Origin of the sequence: Mycolicibacterium baixiangningiae (assembly GCF_016313185.1) — a bacterium.
In the GTDB taxonomy this organism is placed as follows: Bacteria; Actinomycetota; Actinomycetes; order Mycobacteriales; family Mycobacteriaceae; genus Mycobacterium; species Mycobacterium baixiangningiae.
This window is the reverse complement of record NZ_CP066218.1, coordinates 2,789,027-2,805,878: the sequence shown is the minus strand read 5'-3', so window position 1 is coordinate 2,805,878 and position 16,852 is coordinate 2,789,027. Positions and strand designations below refer to the sequence as shown.

General features: G+C 65.4%; 11 protein-coding genes and 3 rRNA genes. All 14 read right to left on the bottom strand.

The genetic code is table 11. The annotated features are described in order from the left end of the window. Positions 1 to 83: 83 nt before the first annotated feature. The 14 genes from xerD to I7X18_RS12985 all read right to left on the bottom strand — a co-directional run bounded on the left by xerD (position 84) and on the right by I7X18_RS12985 (position 16,799). The gene (gene xerD, locus I7X18_RS13050) at positions 84 to 1,040 is read right to left on the bottom strand and encodes a site-specific tyrosine recombinase XerD (protein WP_193048536.1); all 957 of its coding nucleotides are present in this window, start codon (positions 1,038 to 1,040) and stop codon (positions 84 to 86) included. Continuing rightward, the gene (locus I7X18_RS13045; RefSeq protein ID WP_193048535.1) at positions 1,040 to 1,660 is read right to left on the bottom strand and encodes an NUDIX domain-containing protein; all 621 of its coding nucleotides are present in this window, start codon (positions 1,658 to 1,660) and stop codon (positions 1,040 to 1,042) included. Before I7X18_RS13045 ends, xerD begins: the two co-directional genes overlap by 1 nt. Next, positions 1,653 to 3,422 (bottom strand): CTP synthase, encoded by a 1,770-nt coding sequence (locus I7X18_RS13040; RefSeq protein WP_193048534.1) that lies wholly within the window; start codon positions 3,420 to 3,422, stop codon positions 1,653 to 1,655. Before I7X18_RS13040 ends, I7X18_RS13045 begins: the two co-directional genes overlap by 8 nt. 125 nt (positions 3,423 to 3,547) lie before the next feature. Next, complete coding sequence (locus I7X18_RS13035; RefSeq protein WP_193048533.1) at positions 3,548 to 4,489, bottom strand: copper transporter; 942 nt, start codon at positions 4,487 to 4,489, stop codon at positions 3,548 to 3,550. A 9-nt stretch (positions 4,490 to 4,498) separates the two neighbouring features. Then, positions 4,499 to 5,683, bottom strand: coding sequence for a putative cytokinetic ring protein SteA (gene steA / locus I7X18_RS13030; protein WP_193048532.1), 1,185 nt, complete (start codon positions 5,681 to 5,683; stop codon positions 4,499 to 4,501). Between the two features lie 92 nt (positions 5,684 to 5,775). Next, a complete protein-coding gene (recN, locus tag I7X18_RS13025; RefSeq protein WP_193048531.1) occupies positions 5,776 to 7,539 on the bottom strand; it encodes a DNA repair protein RecN in 1,764 nt (587 codons plus the stop codon). Between the two features lie 6 nt (positions 7,540 to 7,545). After that, entirely contained in the window at positions 7,546 to 8,469 is a 924-nt protein-coding gene (locus tag I7X18_RS13020) for an NAD kinase (protein ID WP_193048530.1), read from the bottom strand. Continuing rightward, positions 8,466 to 9,275 (bottom strand): TlyA family RNA methyltransferase, encoded by an 810-nt coding sequence (locus tag I7X18_RS13015; RefSeq protein ID WP_193048529.1) that lies wholly within the window; start codon positions 9,273 to 9,275, stop codon positions 8,466 to 8,468. Before I7X18_RS13015 ends, I7X18_RS13020 begins: the two co-directional genes overlap by 4 nt. A gap of 6 nt (positions 9,276 to 9,281) precedes the next feature. Next, entirely contained in the window at positions 9,282 to 9,455 is a 174-nt protein-coding gene (locus I7X18_RS13010; RefSeq protein WP_193048528.1) for a hypothetical protein, read from the bottom strand. 13 nt (positions 9,456 to 9,468) lie between these two features. After that, positions 9,469 to 10,485: an HAD-IIA family hydrolase gene (locus I7X18_RS13005; RefSeq protein WP_193048527.1), complete on the bottom strand. Its 1,017-nt coding sequence runs from the start codon at positions 10,483 to 10,485 to the stop codon at positions 9,469 to 9,471. Between the two features lies 1 nt (position 10,486). Beyond that, positions 10,487 to 11,341 (bottom strand): tetratricopeptide repeat protein, encoded by an 855-nt coding sequence (locus I7X18_RS13000; RefSeq protein ID WP_404822852.1) that lies wholly within the window; start codon positions 11,339 to 11,341, stop codon positions 10,487 to 10,489. Between the two features lie 101 nt (positions 11,342 to 11,442). Then, positions 11,443 to 11,557 (bottom strand): 5S ribosomal RNA (gene rrf, locus I7X18_RS12995). A 131-nt stretch (positions 11,558 to 11,688) separates the two neighbouring features. Next, positions 11,689 to 14,812: ribosomal RNA gene (locus I7X18_RS12990) — 23S ribosomal RNA — on the bottom strand. 466 nt (positions 14,813 to 15,278) lie between these two features. Continuing rightward, positions 15,279 to 16,799: ribosomal RNA gene (locus tag I7X18_RS12985) — 16S ribosomal RNA — on the bottom strand. Together the 16S, 23S and 5S rRNA genes form the textbook arrangement of a ribosomal RNA operon. Between the last annotated feature and the right edge of the window lie 53 nt (positions 16,800 to 16,852).

Here is a 16,852-nt window from a genome sequence, read left to right as displayed (position 1 = left end):
GCAGGATGTGCCGCCAGGGATGTGCAGTCTCGACGCCGGAGGCGCGGGCGGTGCCTGAGGAACTAACTGATGCCGGCGGGAAGTCAGCGCGCCCGCGGGTGCGCACCTGCCCACACCTCGCGCAACGCGTGCACCGTCACCATGGTGTAGATCTGCGTCGTCGTCACCGACGCGTGCCCGAGGAGTTCCTGCACCACGCGCACGTCGGCGCCACCGTCGAGCAGATGGGTGGCGAACGAATGCCGCAGAGTGTGCGGAGACACCGCCGAGGTGATCGCCGCCCGCTCGGCGGCGTCCTGCAGCACCTGCCACGCACTCTGCCGCGACAGGCGCCCGCCACGTGCATTGAGGAAGATCGCCGGGGTGCCGCGGCCGCGGCGGGCCAGCTCCGGCCGGCCCCGCACCAGGTAGGCGTCCAGGGCGCTCACCGCCGGCCGGCCGATCGGCACCAGGCGCTGCTTACCGCCCTTACCGCGCAGCAGCACCGAGCGGGCGTGGGTGTCGACGTCGTCGAGGTCGAGGCCGACCGCTTCGGAGATGCGGGCGCCGGTGGAGTACAGCAGTTCGAGCAGCGCCCGGTTGCGCAGTGTGAGGGGCCCGTCGGCCTCGCTTCCGCCCCCGGCGCCGTCCAGCAGCGCGAGCACCTCGTCGATCGACAGGCTCTTGGGCAGCCGGCGACCGGGCGTGGGCGGTTTGACCGCGCGGGCGACGTCGACGTCGGTCAACCCCTCGGCGGTCGCGAAGCGATGCAGACCCCGCACCGCGATCAGCGTCCTGGCCGCCGACACCGCGGAGAGCGCGCGAACACCGGTCTCGGGATCGCCGCGCCGCAGCGCCACCAGGAAGTCGCTGACGTCGGCTTCGGTGACCGCGGCGAGGTCCTCCACCCCGCGGGCGATGAGGTGTTCGGCGTAGCGGCGCAGATCGCGCCGGTAGGAGCTGAGCGTGTTCGCGGCGACGCCGCGTTCGATGGTCAGATGGTCGAGGTAACCCTGCAGCTGATCGTCGAGCGCCGACCGTTGAACAGCCGAGGTCGTCATCAGTGACCTTTTCGGCGGGCGAAGGCGCGAGGCCGGTCCGTCCACTCCGCGTCGACGGGGCGCACAGATTTCACGTCGTCGCCGAGGGCGTGCGCCGCCAGGATCCCGGCCACCGCAATCGAATTGACGATCTCACCGGTCAGCACCATTCGGACCGCTTCGGACAGCGGAACCCTCTTGACGATCAGGTCGGCCTCTTCGTCATGCGCCTCCGGACGGTCGATCTCAGTGATCCCCGTCGCGAGGAAGACCCGCACGCTCTCGTCACTGAACCCCGGCGAGGAGACCACGTCGACGAGCACCCGCCACTGCGCCGCGGACAGCCCCGCCTCCTCCTGCAGTTCACGCGCCGCCGTCAGATGCGGCGGCTCACCGCCCATGTCGAGCAGCCCTGCCGGCAGTTCCCACAGTCGGCGACCGAGCGGGTGCCGGTACTGGTAGACCAGCGCGATGTTGCCGTCATCGTCGAGCGCGGCGATCGCGACCGCCCCGTAGTGCTCGACGACCTCCCGGCGGGCGGTGGCTCCGCCCGGCATCCGCACCTCGTCAGCACGCAACGCCAGGATGTTGCCGACGTAGACGGTGTCGCTGTCGACGGTCTCGAAGTCGTGCTCAGCCACGGGAGGCGGGTTCTTGCAGAAGCTGCCCTGCCAACCTGTCTGAGTTCTCGGGTTCCGCGCCGTTGGACCGCTGCTCGGGGATCTCCACGGGCAACCGTTCGGCGGCCTTGTAGTCCAGTGCCGCTCCGATGAACGCCGCGAACAACGGGTGCGGGCGGGTCGGCCTGCTCTTGAGTTCCGGATGCGCCTGGGTGCCGACCAGGAACGGATGCGACTCGGCGTCGTACTCGACGAATTCGACCAGATGACCGTCGGGCGAGGTGCCCGAGAATCGCAGACCGCTTTCAGCGATACGGTCGCGGTAGGCGTTGTTGACCTCGTATCGGTGCCTGTGGCGTTCGGACACCTCAGTCGACTGATACGCCCGGGCGACGATCGAACCCTCCTCCAGCACGGCCGGATACGCCCCCAACCGCATGGTGCCGCCGAGGTCGGCCTCACCGGCGACGGCGTCGCGCTGATCGGCCATCGTCGAGATCACCGGATCGGGCGTGGCCGGGTCGAATTCGGCGGAGTTGGCTCCTGTGATGCCGACCGAACGGGCCGCCTCGATCACGATGCACTGCAGTCCCAGGCACAGTCCGAGCACCGGAAGGCCGCGCTTGCGGGCGTAGGTGATGGCGCCGATCTTGCCCTCGATACCGCGGATACCGAACCCGCCGGGGATCAGCACGCCGTCGACGTCGGCCAGCGCCGAGGCCGCTCCGCTGTCGAGTTCGCAGTCGTCGGAGGCCACCCAGCGCATCTCGACCTTGGCCTGGTGTTTGAACCCACCCGCGCGCAACGCCTCGGTCACCGACAGATACGCGTCCGACAGGTCGATGTACTTGCCCACCAGTGCGATCCGGACCGTCTCGTGCGGTTCATGCACCCGCTTGAGCAGATCGTTCCACTGCGTCCAGTCCACGTCGCGGAACGGCAGCTGCAGCCGCCGCACCACGTAGGCGTCGAGCTCCTCACGGTGCAGCACCTTGGGGATGTCGTAGATCGACGGCGCGTCGGGCGTCGAGATCACCCCGTCGATGTCGACGTCGCACATCAGCGCGATCTTGTTCTTCAGCGCCTCGGGCACGTCACGGTCACACCGCAGGATCAGCGCGTCGGGCTGGATACCGATACTGCGCAGCGCGGCCACCGAATGCTGCGTCGGTTTGGTCTTGAGCTCACCGGAGGGGGCCATGTAGGGCACCAGTGAGCAGTGCAGGAAGAAGCAGTTCTCGCGGCCGACCTCGTGGCGCACCTGACGCGCGGCCTCCAGGAACGGAAGGGACTCGATGTCGCCCACCGTCCCACCGACTTCGGTGATCACGATGTCGGGCCGTCGACCCCGTTCATCGGGAGCCGCCATCGCGAGGATGCGGCTCTTGATCTCATCGGTGATGTGCGGGATCACCTGCACGGTGTCGCCGAGGTATTCACCGCGGCGCTCCTTGGCGATCACCGACGAATAGATCTGGCCGGTGGTGACATTGGCCGAACCCGACAGGTTGCGGTCGAGGAAGCGTTCGTAGTGGCCGACGTCGAGGTCGGTCTCGGCGCCGTCCTCGGTGACGAACACCTCACCGTGCTGGAACGGATTCATGGTGCCGGGGTCGACGTTCAGATACGGGTCGAGCTTCTGCATCGTCACCTGGAGACCCCGGGCAGTCAACAACTGTCCGAGACTCGAGCCCGTCAGACCCTTGCCCAGGGAGGAGACGACGCCGCCCGTGACGAAGAGGTGCTTGGTGGCCGTTTGCGGATGCTTGCGTAGCGCGGGCAAGTACAACCTCCGTGACGACGGGCAGGGCTTACTTTTCTAGGCTTGGTCCTAGCTTTGGGGCCTGCCGACCCACGGAACCCCACCTTAACACCGACTCCGACAGGTCGTCGGTGGCGCGCCGGGCCTCACTGGGCGACAGTGACCGCGCCTGCCCCCTGACCGACTCCGTACTGGCCCGGCCGGGCGCCGCCGATCAGATCCGCCAGCGCGAGCACCGCGGTGATGCGTCCCGATTCGGTGTCCACGTCGTCGACGGTGCTGACCGCGCTCGCCAGCGCCGCATCCGACCGGGTCACCGCGACGGCGCCGCTTCCCGAGGCGGACCCGTCCCGGCCCACCAGGACGGTGCCGGATCCGTGTGTGGCGAGTCCGGCTGCGAAGCGCGCGACCGTGGCGCCGCGGTTGCCCGCGTCGTCGCCGAGGGCGCCGCCGGTGACGATCAGCGCCGTGTTCGCGGCGCCGACGGGGTCATTGCCGAAGGTCAGGAAGCCGGTGTCGCGCAGGGCGGTCAGCACCGTCTCGCGCTCGGCGTCGCTGACCACGGGCGCGGCTGGATCCTTGTTGAGCAGCAACGCGAGGCCGAGCAGATCACCGGCTTGCGAGCCTTGATCCACCGACGTGGTGTTCAACTGTTTCCCGGCGGGCACGATCGGCGAGTTCACCACTGACAGCAACTTCTCCGCGGAGTTGGCGTCGACGAACTCCTGGGTGAGCGCCACCGTGCCGCTGACCGTGCCGCCCGCCTGCCCGACCGATCGGGTCAGCGCGTCGACGTCGTCGTCGGAGGCATCGGGGGTGCGGAACAGCACCACGGATTTGCCACCGAGCGCATCGCGCAGCACACGCGGAGCGATCTGGGCATCGAATTCACCTGCCGCGCTGAGTCTTTGATTGAGGCCGTTCTTCTCGTCGGTGAGCACGTTGATCTGGTTCTGCAGATCCTGCTTGTCGTCTTGAAGTCCGGAGAGCACCGTATTCGACAGCAGTCCCGAACCCAGGGCCACGCCGATCGCCAACGCCAGGAACACCGCGGCCAGCGAGATGGCATGACTACGCAGCGATATCACCGTGGCCGCCTAACTGACCAGACCCTGGGCCCACAGCACGAGCTGGTTCCAGTACTGCTGGACCCACTCGATGACTGCCGCGTCAGCGCGCGAGACCCACAGCGCGGCGATCACCGCGACCAGCATCGCCAGGATCAGCAGCGCGATCGCACCACCGGATACGCGGCTGCGGTACAGCGTGGCAACGGCTTTCGCGTCGACCAGCTTCTCCCCGACCTTGAGGCGGGTCAGGAACGTCGAGGGGTTGCTCCGCTGCCGGTTGCGGTCGAAGAACTCCTCGATGCTGGCCGTGTGGCCGACCGTGACGATCAGCGACGCCCCGTGGTGGTCGCACAGCAGCAGTGCGAGGTCGGCGGCCGAACCCGCGGCCGGGAACGTCATCGCCCCCACGCCGAGATCCTGGATCCGCTCCAGACCCGCGGCGTGTCCGTCGGCGTCGGCGGGCAGCACCACCTGGGCGCCGCTGCGCAGCACCTCGGCGCTCATCCGGTCCGGGTCCCCGACGATGAGGGCAGGTCGGTACCCCGCCTTGCGCAGGATGTCGGCGCCGGTGCCGACACCGACGAGGACGGGCTGGTACTCCTTGATGAAGGGTTTGAGCGCCTTGAGATCGTCGGCGGCATGGGGTTCCTCGGCGACGATCACCACGTGGCGGCGGTTGAGATCGACGTCGATGTCCGGGATGCCGATGCCGTCGATCAGCAGCGGGCTCTCGCTGCGGATGAACTCGATCGTGTTGCCCGCGAACGCCTCGAGGTGCGCGACCAGCCCGCTCTTGGCCTCGTGCATCAACTCGTGGATCTCTTGATCGGTGCGTTCGGTGCCCGCGATCAGGCGCCGGTCGCCCGAGTAGACACCGCCGTTGTGCAGCCGCACCCGGTGGCCGTCCTTGACCTTCTTGAAGACCTCGGGGCCCGTCTCGTCGATCAGCGCGATCCCGTTGGCCACCAACACCTCCGGCCCGAGATTGGGGTAGCGCCCTGAGATCGACGGGGACGCGTTGACCACACCCGCGACCCTGGCCTCGACAAGAGCGTCGGCGGTGATCCGGTCGAGATCGAGCGCATCGATCACCACGATGTCGCCGGGCCCGATGCGCCGCAGCAGCCGGTCGATGTCGCGGTCCACGCGGGCAATGCCGGTGATCCCCGGCCGTGAACTGGCATTACGGGTGAGCAGCGCTGACATCTTCATGTCGGCGATTCTGGCGGCGAACCCTCAAGTAGAGGTGGAGGCGCGCCGTAACACCTGCCTCAGAAGTTCTCTTCTGTCACATCAGCCACACGCTAGGAGTCGTCTGCGCACTGCTTACGCGCCGTCTCGAGCAGTTCTCTCGCGTGGGCCCGGCCGCTGTCGGACTCGCCGAGGCCCGCCAACATGCGGGCCAGTTCGGCCACCCGGTCGTCGTCGTCGATGCGGCGGACACCGCTGGCCTTACCGCGGCCGCTGCTGTCGACCACCAGATGCACGTCGGCGTAGGCGGCGACCTGGGGCAGGTGGGTGACCACGATGACCTGGTGCGTGCGGGCGAGACGGGCCAGCCGCCTGCCGATCTGGACGGCGGCGCGACCGCCCACGCCGGCGTCGACTTCGTCGAAGACCATCGTGGTGCCCTCGGCCGACGCTGCCAGCACCACCTCGATGGCGAGCATCACCCGCGACAACTCGCCCCCCGACGCGCTTTTGGACAGCGGGAGCACATCGGTCCCGCGATGCGCGGCGAACCCGAAGTCGACGGCGTCGACACCGTCGTGGCCGGCATGGACGGCGGTGCCGTCCGCCAGCGTCAGCGGCGCCGTGTCGTCGGTGCGCACGGCGAGCGGCGCGACGCTGACGGTGAACTCCGCCCCGGCCATCGCGAGACCGGCCAGCTCGGCGGTCACCGCCTTGGCCAACCCCTTGGCCGCCCGGATCCGCGCCTTGGTCAGCTCGGCCGCGGCAGCGACGACCTGTGACTCCAACTCCCCTACGCGCCGCTCCAGGCCCGCCAGCGCTTCCTCGGACACGTCGAGTTGTTCGAGGCGGTCGCGGGACTCCCGCGCCCACGCCAGCACACCGTCGATGTCGGCGGCGTACTTGCGGGTGAGTGTGCGCAGTTCGGCCTGGCGCGCGAGCTTGGTCTCCAGCGTGCTCGCGTCGGTGGGCAGCGAACCGAGGTAGTCGCCGAGCTCCCCGGCCACGTCGCTGATGACCGCGAGCGCGTCGGCCAGTTGCGCGGCCAACGACCGCAGGGTGGCATCGTCGGTTCCCTCGAGTGCCGACTTCGCCTGGGCGGCAAGGTCGGCCGCCGACGAGGCCTCGGTGCCGGGGTCGTCGTCGGAGCCCGTCAGCGCCGAGCGCGCGCTCTGAGACGCCTCCCGCAGCGCATCGAGTTCCGACAACCGGTGAATGTCGCCGACGAGCGCGTCGTCCTCCCCCGGTGACGGATCGACGGCGTCGATCTCGTCGAGGCCGAACTTGAGCCGGTCCGCCTCCTGGACCAGTTCCCGTTCCCGCGCCCGGCGGTCGGTCAGGTCACGGCGGGCGGCGAGCCATTCGTCGCGCGCGGCCCGGTAGCGGCGCAGCGGCTTGTCGACGGCGGCGAACCGGTCGAGCGCCCCGCGCTGTTCGTCGGGCCGCATGAGCCGCAGCTGGTCGTTCTGGCCGTGCAGCGTGAGGAGTTCGGTGGTGAAACCGCTCAGCGATTTCGCCGGCACGCTGCGCCCGCCGAGATAAGCCCGCGACGGCCCGTCCCTGCTGACCGAGCGGGCGGCGATGACGCTGCCGTCGTCGTCGCGTTCGGCTCCCGAGGATTCCAGCAGGTCGTCCACCCGGCGCGCGACGCCGTCACCGAGGTCGGTGGTGGCGAAACGGCCCTCGACGACGGCACGGTCGGCGCCCGAACGGACCCGGGTGGGATCAGCACGCGCCCCGCCGAGCAGATGCAGCCCGGTGACGACCATGGTCTTGCCCGCACCGGTCTCACCGGTCAGCACCGTGAGACCACGGTCGAATTCGGCGGTCGCGGTGCTGATCGCGCCCAGGGACTCGATGCGAATTTCGGAGAGCACGGTGTGCTACTGCCCCCGCCATCCGGTGACGGGGAGCCGGAACTTGCGCACCAGCCGGTCGGTGAACGGCGCACTGTCGAGCCGCACCCACTTGAGGGGTGTGCCACAGCGGGTCACCTCGAGCCGCGCGCCGGCCGGCACCGCCATCTCGCGGCGGCCGTCGCAGAACACCAGGGCGTCATGGCCGCCGGCTTCGATCTCGATGGCGATCGCGGCGTCCGGGCTGGTCACCATCGGCCTGGCGAACAGGGCGTGGGCGTTGTTCGGCACCACGAGGATCGCCTCAAGGTCCGGCCACAGCACCGGGCCACCCGCGGAGAACGCGTAGGCGGTCGACCCGGTCGGGGTCGACACCAGCACGCCGTCGCAGCCGAAAGCCGACACGGGGCGACCGTCGATCTCCAGGACTACACCGAGGACCCCGAGCCGCGGGCCCTTCTCCAGGCTCGCCTCGTTGAGCGCCCACCCCCGGGTGAGCAGCCGTCCCCCCGCGCGCACCGCCACGTCGAGGGTCATCCGCTCCTCGACGCGGTAGTCGCGCCGGACGACGTGATCCAGCACGCTGTCGATGGCTTCGGCTTCGGCCTCGGCGAGGAAGCCGATGCGGCCGAGGTTCACGCCCAGCACCGGGATCTCGACGTTGCGGGCGAGCTCGGCCGCGCGCAGGAACGTGCCGTCGCCGCCGAGGACCAGCACGAGCTCGCACCCTTCGGCGGCCCGTTCTTCGGCATCGACGACGTTGATGTCGACGCCGATCGAGCGGATATCGTCGGGCGACAGGTGTACGGGCCCCCGGTCGACCGCCTCGGCGGCCAGCACCCGCAGCCGGATGCCGTTGTCGCCGAGCACCTTCTGGACCCGCCGGGCGACCTCGGTGGCCTCCGCGCGGCCCGTGTGAACCACCAGCAGGATCGTGCGTTCAGCCGTCATTGCGGTCCTTCCGTCACGGCGTGGCGCACCGCCTGCTCGAGGTCGTCGCTGCGCAGCCCACTGTCGGTGCGGTTGCGCAGCCACAAGAAGTATTCGACGTTGCCTGACGGCCCCGGCAGGGGGCTTGCCGTCGCACCGACCGTATGCCAGCCGAGCGCGGCCGCCCTGGCCGACACCGAGAGCACGGATTCGACGCGCAGCTGTGGATCGGACACCACACCCCCGGCGCCCACCCGGTCCCGGCCGACCTCGAACTGCGGCTTCACCATGGGAACGATATCGGCGTCGGGCGACGCGCATGCGGTCAGCGCGGGCAGAACCGTCGCCAGGGAGATGAACGACAGGTCCGCCACGACGAGGTCGACTGCCCCGCCGATCCTGTCGGGGCTGAGTTCCCGCACGTTGGTGCGTTCGACCACGACCACTCGAGGATCGGAACGCAACGACCACGCCAGCTGGCCGTATCCGACGTCGACGGCGACGACCTCGCGGGCGCCGCGGTCGAGAAGGACCTCGGTGAATCCTCCCGTCGACGCTCCGGCGTCCAGTCCGCGGCGGCCCGAGACGTCGAGCCCGAACGCCTCGAGGGCGCCGATGAGTTTGTGAGCACCTCGTGACACCCAGGTGCGTTCGTCGGCGGTGTCGACGGCGATGTTCGCGGTGACGGCCACCGCGGTCGCCGGTTTCACCGCGGGCATGCCGTCGACGGTGACGCGGCCGGCACCGATGAGTTCTGCGGCCTGTTGACGCGAACGGGCCAGGCCCCGTCGCACCAGTTCGGCGTCGACCCGTGCGCGCCGCGTCACGAGCGCTCAGCCCTTCTCGACCGCCGCCAGCGCCTGCACGAGCAGATCGTGAGCCTCCTCCAAGCGCGCGGCGACGGTGTCGATATCGCTATCGGCGAGTTCACCGGCGGTGTCCGGCTCGGGCAGGTCAGCGAGCAGAGCCGAGACCTGGGTGCGAAGCTGATCGGGGTCGGTACTCATGTCGACAGCCACGCTAGCCGATCGTGGAGCTGAGCAGCGCCCAGCGCCGCAGTGCGTCGGCCGCGGTGTCGTCACCCGCGCACACCGCGAACGGACGGCCCGCCAAATCCGACTGCCAGACCGCATGTGCGGTCGCCCGCAGCACCGAGAGGTCGTCTCCGCGCTCGACGTCGGCCGCGTGCACCGTCACCTCGGCGTCGTCGAGTTCGACGCGCCACCCAGGATGCGGTCCGACCCGCAGCGCGTCGGCGGGCGCGTCGAGCGAGCGCAGATCCTCCGCGATGTAGTCAGGCCGTTCCGTGGGCACCGCCCTCAGTGTGTCGTCGGCAGTGCTGACACCGCTGAGCACGAGCAGGCTCGGCAGCGCCGCGGCGGCGGCGCCGGCGATGTCGGTGTCGAGCCGGTCCCCGACGACCAGCGGGGAGTGGAACTCGCCGCGGCTCAACGCATCTCTCATCAGCGTGGGCTGCGGCTTACCGGCAACCTGGGGTTCACACGCCGTCGCGGCCCGCAGGGCGGCGACCATCGACCCGTTGCCGGGGAGCAGACCGCGTTCAGAGGGCAGGGTCAGGTCGACGTTGGCCGCGACCCACAGGGCGCCGGCGCGAACGGCAAGCGCCGCTTCAGCCAGATCCGCCCACGCGGTCTGCGGGGAATGACCCTGTACGACGGCAACGGGCTCGTCGGCGAACTGCCGAACGGGATGCAGGCCCACCAGGGCGACCTCGGCAGCCAACGCCTCGGTCCCCACGACCAGGACCCGCGCCCCGGCCGGAAGTTGGTCGGCGAGTAGATGAGCCGCGCTCTGTGCGCTGGTGACCACATCGTCGGAACCCGCCTCGAAACCCAACTCGACGAGGTGGCGTGCGACGTCGTCGGGGCTGCGCGAGGCATTGTTGGTGACGAAGAGAACGCGCACCGTCAGTGCGGCGAGGCTCTCGACGGCACCCGTGGTCGGTTCATGGCCGCGGAACACGGTGCCATCGAGATCCAGGAGCAGACAGTCATGTTGCTGCACAAGGCTTGTCACGTCAGCTGAGTTCCGTGATCCGGTCCTCGGCGTCGGTGACACCCTCGACATCGGCGGCCGCCGCATTGAGGAACCACTGCAGCGCCTCCTGTCTACGGCCCAGGCCGAGCAGCGTTTCCGCGTAGACGTAGAACAACCGCGCGGCCGTCTGTCCGCGCCGCGACGGATCCAGCTGAGGCGATGACAGCACAGCGAGGGCCTGCTCGAGTTGCCCGAGATCGGCCCGGGCGCCGGCGACGACGATCTTCAGTTCGTCGGCGTCGTCCCCGGTGAGCTGTTCGGCTTCGGGGCCACGAGCCAGTTCGATCGCCCGCTCGGGGCGGCCAACGCCGCGTTCGCAATCGGCGATGAGTGGCAGCAGCGGAGACTTGCTGCCCATCCGCCGGGCGGCGCGTAGTTCTGCGAGCGCCTGGGCCCAGTCGCCGCAGTGGTACGCCGCGATCCCGACCGCCTCGCGGACGGCGGCGATGCGGCCTGAGCGGGCGCGAGCGGCGCGGGCATGCGCGAGCGCCGCTTCCGGATCCTCCTCGAGCAGTTCGCCTGCCGCGACGAGGTGGCGCGCCACGGCGTCCGCGGTGTAACGGTCCAAAGTTGTGAGTTCGCCGCGGATTTCGGGAGCAAGCTGTTTGGCTTCGATCTCCGGCGGAATGGGCGGTCCCTCGAAGCGAGGATTCTCGGGGGTGGTTCTCGGCTGCGTCGGGCGCGCACGATTGGGGCCAGAGCCGCGGGGAGCGCCACGCTGATCGCCGGGGCGGCGTGGTCCGCTCGAGTTCGACGTCCGACGCGGGCGACGGTCGTCGCGCCCACCAGCCTGCCTGTCCTCGCCCACGTCCGCCTCTCGCTGTCGCCCCGCCATCGCAAGTTTACGTGCCGGCGCCATTTGCCGACAATTCGCCCTGAAATGGGAAATGCCTCGGCCCTCCGATTGTGGTCGGAGGGCCGAGGGCTTGAAAGGGTGTTCGGCGGTGTCCTACTTTTCCACCCGGGTTGGGTAGTATCATCGGCGCTGGCAGGCTTAGCTTCCGGGTTCGGGATGGGACCGGGCGTTTCCCTGCCGCTATGGACCGCCGTAACTTTATTATTCACTCGTTTCTGAGTGCCCCCAACTGGGTTGGGGGAAGTGTTTTTTGGTGGTGGGGTGTGAATCAGTGGTTGATTCTTGGTTGGTGTGGTTGCGAGGCATGTTTTGCACACATTTTTTGTGTGTGTAAGTTTTCGGCCGGTTAGTGCCAGTTCCCTTCACACATTGCTGTGCTTCTAGGTCTGGTCTATCGATCCCGTGGTCTGCGGGGGGCCTTATCCCACTTAATGGGTGAGAAGCCTGGTCTTGGAGGGGGTTTCCCGCTTAGATGCTTTCAGCGGTTATCCTGTCCGAACGTGGCTATCCAGCGGTGCCCCTGGTGGGACAACTGGTGTACCAGAGGTTCGTCCGTCCCGGTCCTCTCGTACTAGGGACAGATTTCCTCAAGCTTCTGACGCGCGCGGCGGATAGAGACCGAACTGTCTCACGACGTTCTAAACCCAGCTCGCGTGCCGCTTTAATGGGCGAACAGCCCAACCCTTGGGACCTGCTCCAGCCCCAGGATGCGACGAGCCGACATCGAGGTGCCAAACCATCCCGTCGATATGGACTCTTGGGGAAGATCAGCCTGTTATCCCCGGGGTACCTTTTATCCGTTGAGCGACACCCCTTCCACTCAGAGGTGCCGGATCACTAGTCCCGACTTTCGTCCCTGCTCGACATGTACGTCTCGCAGTCAAGCTCCCTTGTGCACTTACACTCAACACCTGATTGCCGTCCAGGTTGAGGGAACCTTTGGGCGCCTCCGTTACATTTTAGGAGGCAACCGCCCCAGTTAAACTACCCGCCAGGCACTGTCCCTGAACCGGATATACGGTTCGAAGTTAGAAGCCCAATACGATCAGAGTGGTATTTCAACAACGACTCCACAACCACTGGCGTGGCCGCTTCACAGTCTCCCACCTATCCTACACAAACCGAACCGAACTCCAATACCAAGTTGTAGTGAAGGTCCCGGGGTCTTTTCGTCCTGCCGCGCGTAACGAGCATCTTTACTCGTAATGCAATTTCGCCGAGTCTATGGTTGAGACAGTTGAGAAGTCGTTACGCCATTCGTGCAGGTCGGAACTTACCCGACAAGGAATTTCGCTACCTTAGGATGGTTATAGTTACCACCGCCGTTTACTGGGGCTTAAATTCTCAGCTTCACCCCGAAGGGTTAACCGGTCCTCTTAACCTTCCAGCACCGGGCAGGCGTCAGTCCGTATACATCGTCTTGCGACTTCGCACGGACCTGTGTTTTTAGTAAACAGTCGCTTCTCACTGGTTTGTGCCACCCACTCATGCTTGGGCCGTAAAGGCTTACACATCATGTGGGTCCCCCTTCTCCCGAAGTTACGGGGGCATTTTGCCGAGTTCCTTAACCATAGTTCACTCGTACGCCTTGGTATTCTCTACCTGACCACCTGTGTCGGTTTGGGGTACGGGCCGTGTGTGCACTCGCTAGAGGCTTTTCTTGGCAGCATAGGATCACCGAATTCGCCTCAATCGGCTATGCATCACCTCTCAGGATATGTGAAACCCGGATTTGCCTAGGTTTCTCCCTACAGGCTTACCCCAGTACAACCACTGACTGGTACGGCTACCTTCCTGCGTCACCCCATCGCTTGACTACTACCAACGAAGGTCCCGCGCAGCGCATGAACCCCTCACCCCGAAGGGATCGGTGATCCATGGTTTGGGCGGTTAGTACCGCTGATTCATCAGGGACGCTCACACACGGGTACGGGAATATCAACCCGTTGTCCATCGACTACGCCTGTCGGCCTCGCCTTAGGTCCCGACTCACCCTGGGCGGACTGGCCTGGCCCAGGAACCCTTGGTCTTTCGGCGGGCAAGGTTCTCACTTGCCTTATCGCTACTCATGCCTGCATTCTCACTCCCACACCCTCCACAGCTCCATCACTAGGCTGCTTCACCGGATGCAGGACGCTCCCCTACCCAACCAGACATACATCTGATTGCCGCGGCTTCGGCGGTGTGCTTGAGCCCCGCTACATTATCGGCGCACAATCACTTGACCAGTGAGCTATTACGCACTCTTTCAAGGGTGGCTGCTTCTAAGCCAACCTCCTGGTTGTCTTCGCGACTGCACATCCTTTTCCACTTAGCACACGCTTAGGGGCCTTAGCCGGCGATCTGGGCTGTTTCCCTCTCGACGCACGGAGCTTATCCCCCGCCGTCTCACTGCCACGCTTACACTTACCGGCATTCGGAGTTTGGCTGACGTCAGTAACCTTGTGAGGCCCATCGGCCATCCAGTAGCTCTACCTCCGGCAAGAAACACGCAACGCTGCACCTAAATGCATTTCGGGGAGAACCAGCTATCACGGAGTTTGATTGGCCTTTCACCCCTACCCACAGCTCATCCCCTCAGTCTTCAACCTAAGTGGGTTCGGGCCTCCACGACGTCTTACCGTCGCTTCACCCTGGCCATGGGTAGATCACTCCGCTTCGGGTCCAGAACACACCACTACACCACACACTCTTGTGTGGATACGCCCTATTCAGACTCGCTTTCGCTACGGCTACCCCACACGGGTTAACCTCGCGACATGTCCCTGACTCGCAGGCTCATTCTTCAAAAGGCACGCCATCACCCCACGTCAAAAACGAAGGCTCTGACGGATTGTAGGCACACGGTTTCAGGTACTATTTCACTCCCCTCCCGGGGTACTTTTCACCATTCCCTCACGGTACTAATCCGCTATCGGTCACTGGGAAGTATTCAGGCTTACCGGGTGGTCCCGGCAGATTCACAGCAGATTCCACGGGCCCGCTGCTACTCGGGGACACGCCACTACAGAGCACATGTTTTCACCTACGGGACTCTCACCCTCTACGGTCGGCCATCCCAAACCAGTTCGATTAACACGAGCTTTTCTCACTGCAGTCCAGACCGGCAGACCTGGAAACGACGAACCCCACAACACCACACACACAACCCCTGCCGGGTATCACATGTCCATGGTTTAGCCATCCTCCGCTTTCGCTCGCCACTACTCACGGAATCACTTTTGTTTTCTCTTCCTACGGGTACTGAGATGTTTCACTTCCCCGCGTTCCCCCCCGACACCTATGTATTCAGTGCCGGGTGACACGACATCACTCGTGCCGGGTTTCCCCATTCGGACATCCTCGGATCAACGCTCGGTTGGCAGCTCCCCGAGGCATAACGCAGCCTCCCACGTCCTTCATCGGCTCCCAGTGCCAAGGCATCCACCATGCGCCCTTAAACACTTACAACACAAAACCAAAAAATGAGTTCAACTCACACACCCCACAAAGAGGGCACGCAAGTATCAGAAAAATTTGCATTACAACCAAACAACAACCCACACCAACACCCCCACCCCCCACAAAAGGAAGGCGAGACACGTCCGCGCAAGCCGTCATTCAGATGCTCGCAACCACTATCCACAAATCAAACACCACACCCCACCACCAAAGCAGGGCAGCAACCAGAACCCCCGAAGAAAACTCCGAGAGCCGGCACCCCTCCCCATTCCGGGAGAGACCCGCGGGCCTGTTGCCTCAGGACCCAACAGTGTGTCTGGCAATCTCATCGCCGACCCGATTTCCCGTCGGACCGAACATGTTTGTTGTGCACCCGAACCCCACCCACTACAGGCGAGAGCCCATCTCACGAATCGCTGCGAACACCGAACCCCCACACAATGTGGGCGGGCCGCAGTCTCGTGGTGCTCCTTAGAAAGGAGGTGATCCAGCCGCACCTTCCGGTACGGCTACCTTGTTACGACTTCGTCCCAATCGCCGATCCCACCTTCGACGGCTCCCTCCCACAAGGGGTTAGGCCACCGGCTTCGGGTGTTACCGACTTTCATGACGTGACGGGCGGTGTGTACAAGGCCCGGGAACGTATTCACCGCAGCGTTGCTGATCTGCGATTACTAGCGACTCCGACTTCACGGGGTCGAGTTGCAGACCCCGATCCGAACTGAGACCGGCTTTCAAGGGATTCGCTCCACCTCACGGATTCGCAGCCCTTTGTACCGGCCATTGTAGCATGTGTGAAGCCCTGGACATAAGGGGCATGATGACTTGACGTCATCCCCACCTTCCTCCGAGTTGACCCCGGCAGTCTCTTACGAGTCCCCGCCATAACGCGCTGGCAACATAAGATAGGGGTTGCGCTCGTTGCGGGACTTAACCCAACATCTCACGACACGAGCTGACGACAGCCATGCACCACCTGCACACAGGCCACAAGGGAATACCTATCTCTAGGCACGTCCTGTGCATGTCAAACCCAGGTAAGGTTCTTCGCGTTGCATCGAATTAATCCACATGCTCCGCCGCTTGTGCGGGCCCCCGTCAATTTCTTTGAGTTTTAGCCTTGCGGCCGTACTCCCCAGGCGGGGTACTTAATGCGTTAGCTACGGCACGGATCCCAAGGAAGGAAACCCACACCTAGTACCCACCGTTTACGGCGTGGACTACCAGGGTATCTAATCCTGTTCGCTCCCCACGCTTTCGCTCCTCAGCGTCAGTTACTGCCCAGAGACCCGCCTTCGCCACCGGTGTTCCTCCTGATATCTGCGCATTCCACCGCTACACCAGGAATTCCAGTCTCCCCTGCAGTACTCTAGTCTGCCCGTATCGCCCGCACGCCCAAGGTTAAGCCTTAGGTTTTCACGAACAACGCGACAAACCACCTACGAGCTCTTTACGCCCAGTAATTCCGGACAACGCTCGCACCCTACGTATTACCGCGGCTGCTGGCACGTAGTTGGCCGGTGCTTCTTCTGTAGGTACCGTCACTTGCGCTTCGTCCCTACTGAAAGAGGTTTACAACCCGAAGGCCGTCATCCCCCACGCGGCGTCGCTGCATCAGGCTTGCGCCCATTGTGCAATATTCCCCACTGCTGCCTCCCGTAGGAGTCTGGGCCGTATCTCAGTCCCAGTGTGGCCGGACACCCTCTCAGGCCGGCTACCCGTCGTCGCCTTGGTGAGCCGTAACCTCACCAACAAGCTGATAGGCCGCGGGCCCATCCCACACCGCAAAAGCTTTCCCCCCCCAACCATGCAGCCAGAGAGGTGTATTCGGTATTAGACCCAGTTTCCCAGGCTTATCCCAAAGTGCAGGGCAGATCACCCACGTGTTACTCACCCGTTCGCCACTCGAGTACCCCGAAGGGCCTTTCCGTTCGACTTGCATGTGTTAAGCACGCCGCCAGCGTTCGTCCTGAGCCAGAATCAAACTCTCCAAACAAAACCTAAAAAGGCAATCAGGAAAATCCGATCACAACCAGAAACAAAACTGGT

Excerpts from the sequence above, each read along its gene's own strand:
- steA (WP_193048532.1), bottom strand. The coding sequence starts at position 5,683 with ATGAAGATGTCAGCGCTGCTCACCCGTAATGCCAGTTCACGGCCGGGG.
- I7X18_RS13010 (WP_193048528.1), bottom strand. The coding sequence starts at position 9,455 with ATGAGTACCGACCCCGATCAGCTTCGCACCCAGGTCTCGGCTCTGCTC.
- I7X18_RS13000 (WP_404822852.1), bottom strand. The coding sequence starts at position 11,341 with ATGGCGGGGCGACAGCGAGAGGCGGACGTGGGCGAGGACAGGCAGGCT.
- I7X18_RS13020 (WP_193048530.1), bottom strand. The coding sequence starts at position 8,469 with ATGACGGCTGAACGCACGATCCTGCTGGTGGTTCACACGGGCCGCGCG.
- xerD (WP_193048536.1), bottom strand. The coding sequence starts at position 1,040 with ATGACGACCTCGGCTGTTCAACGGTCGGCGCTCGACGATCAGCTGCAG.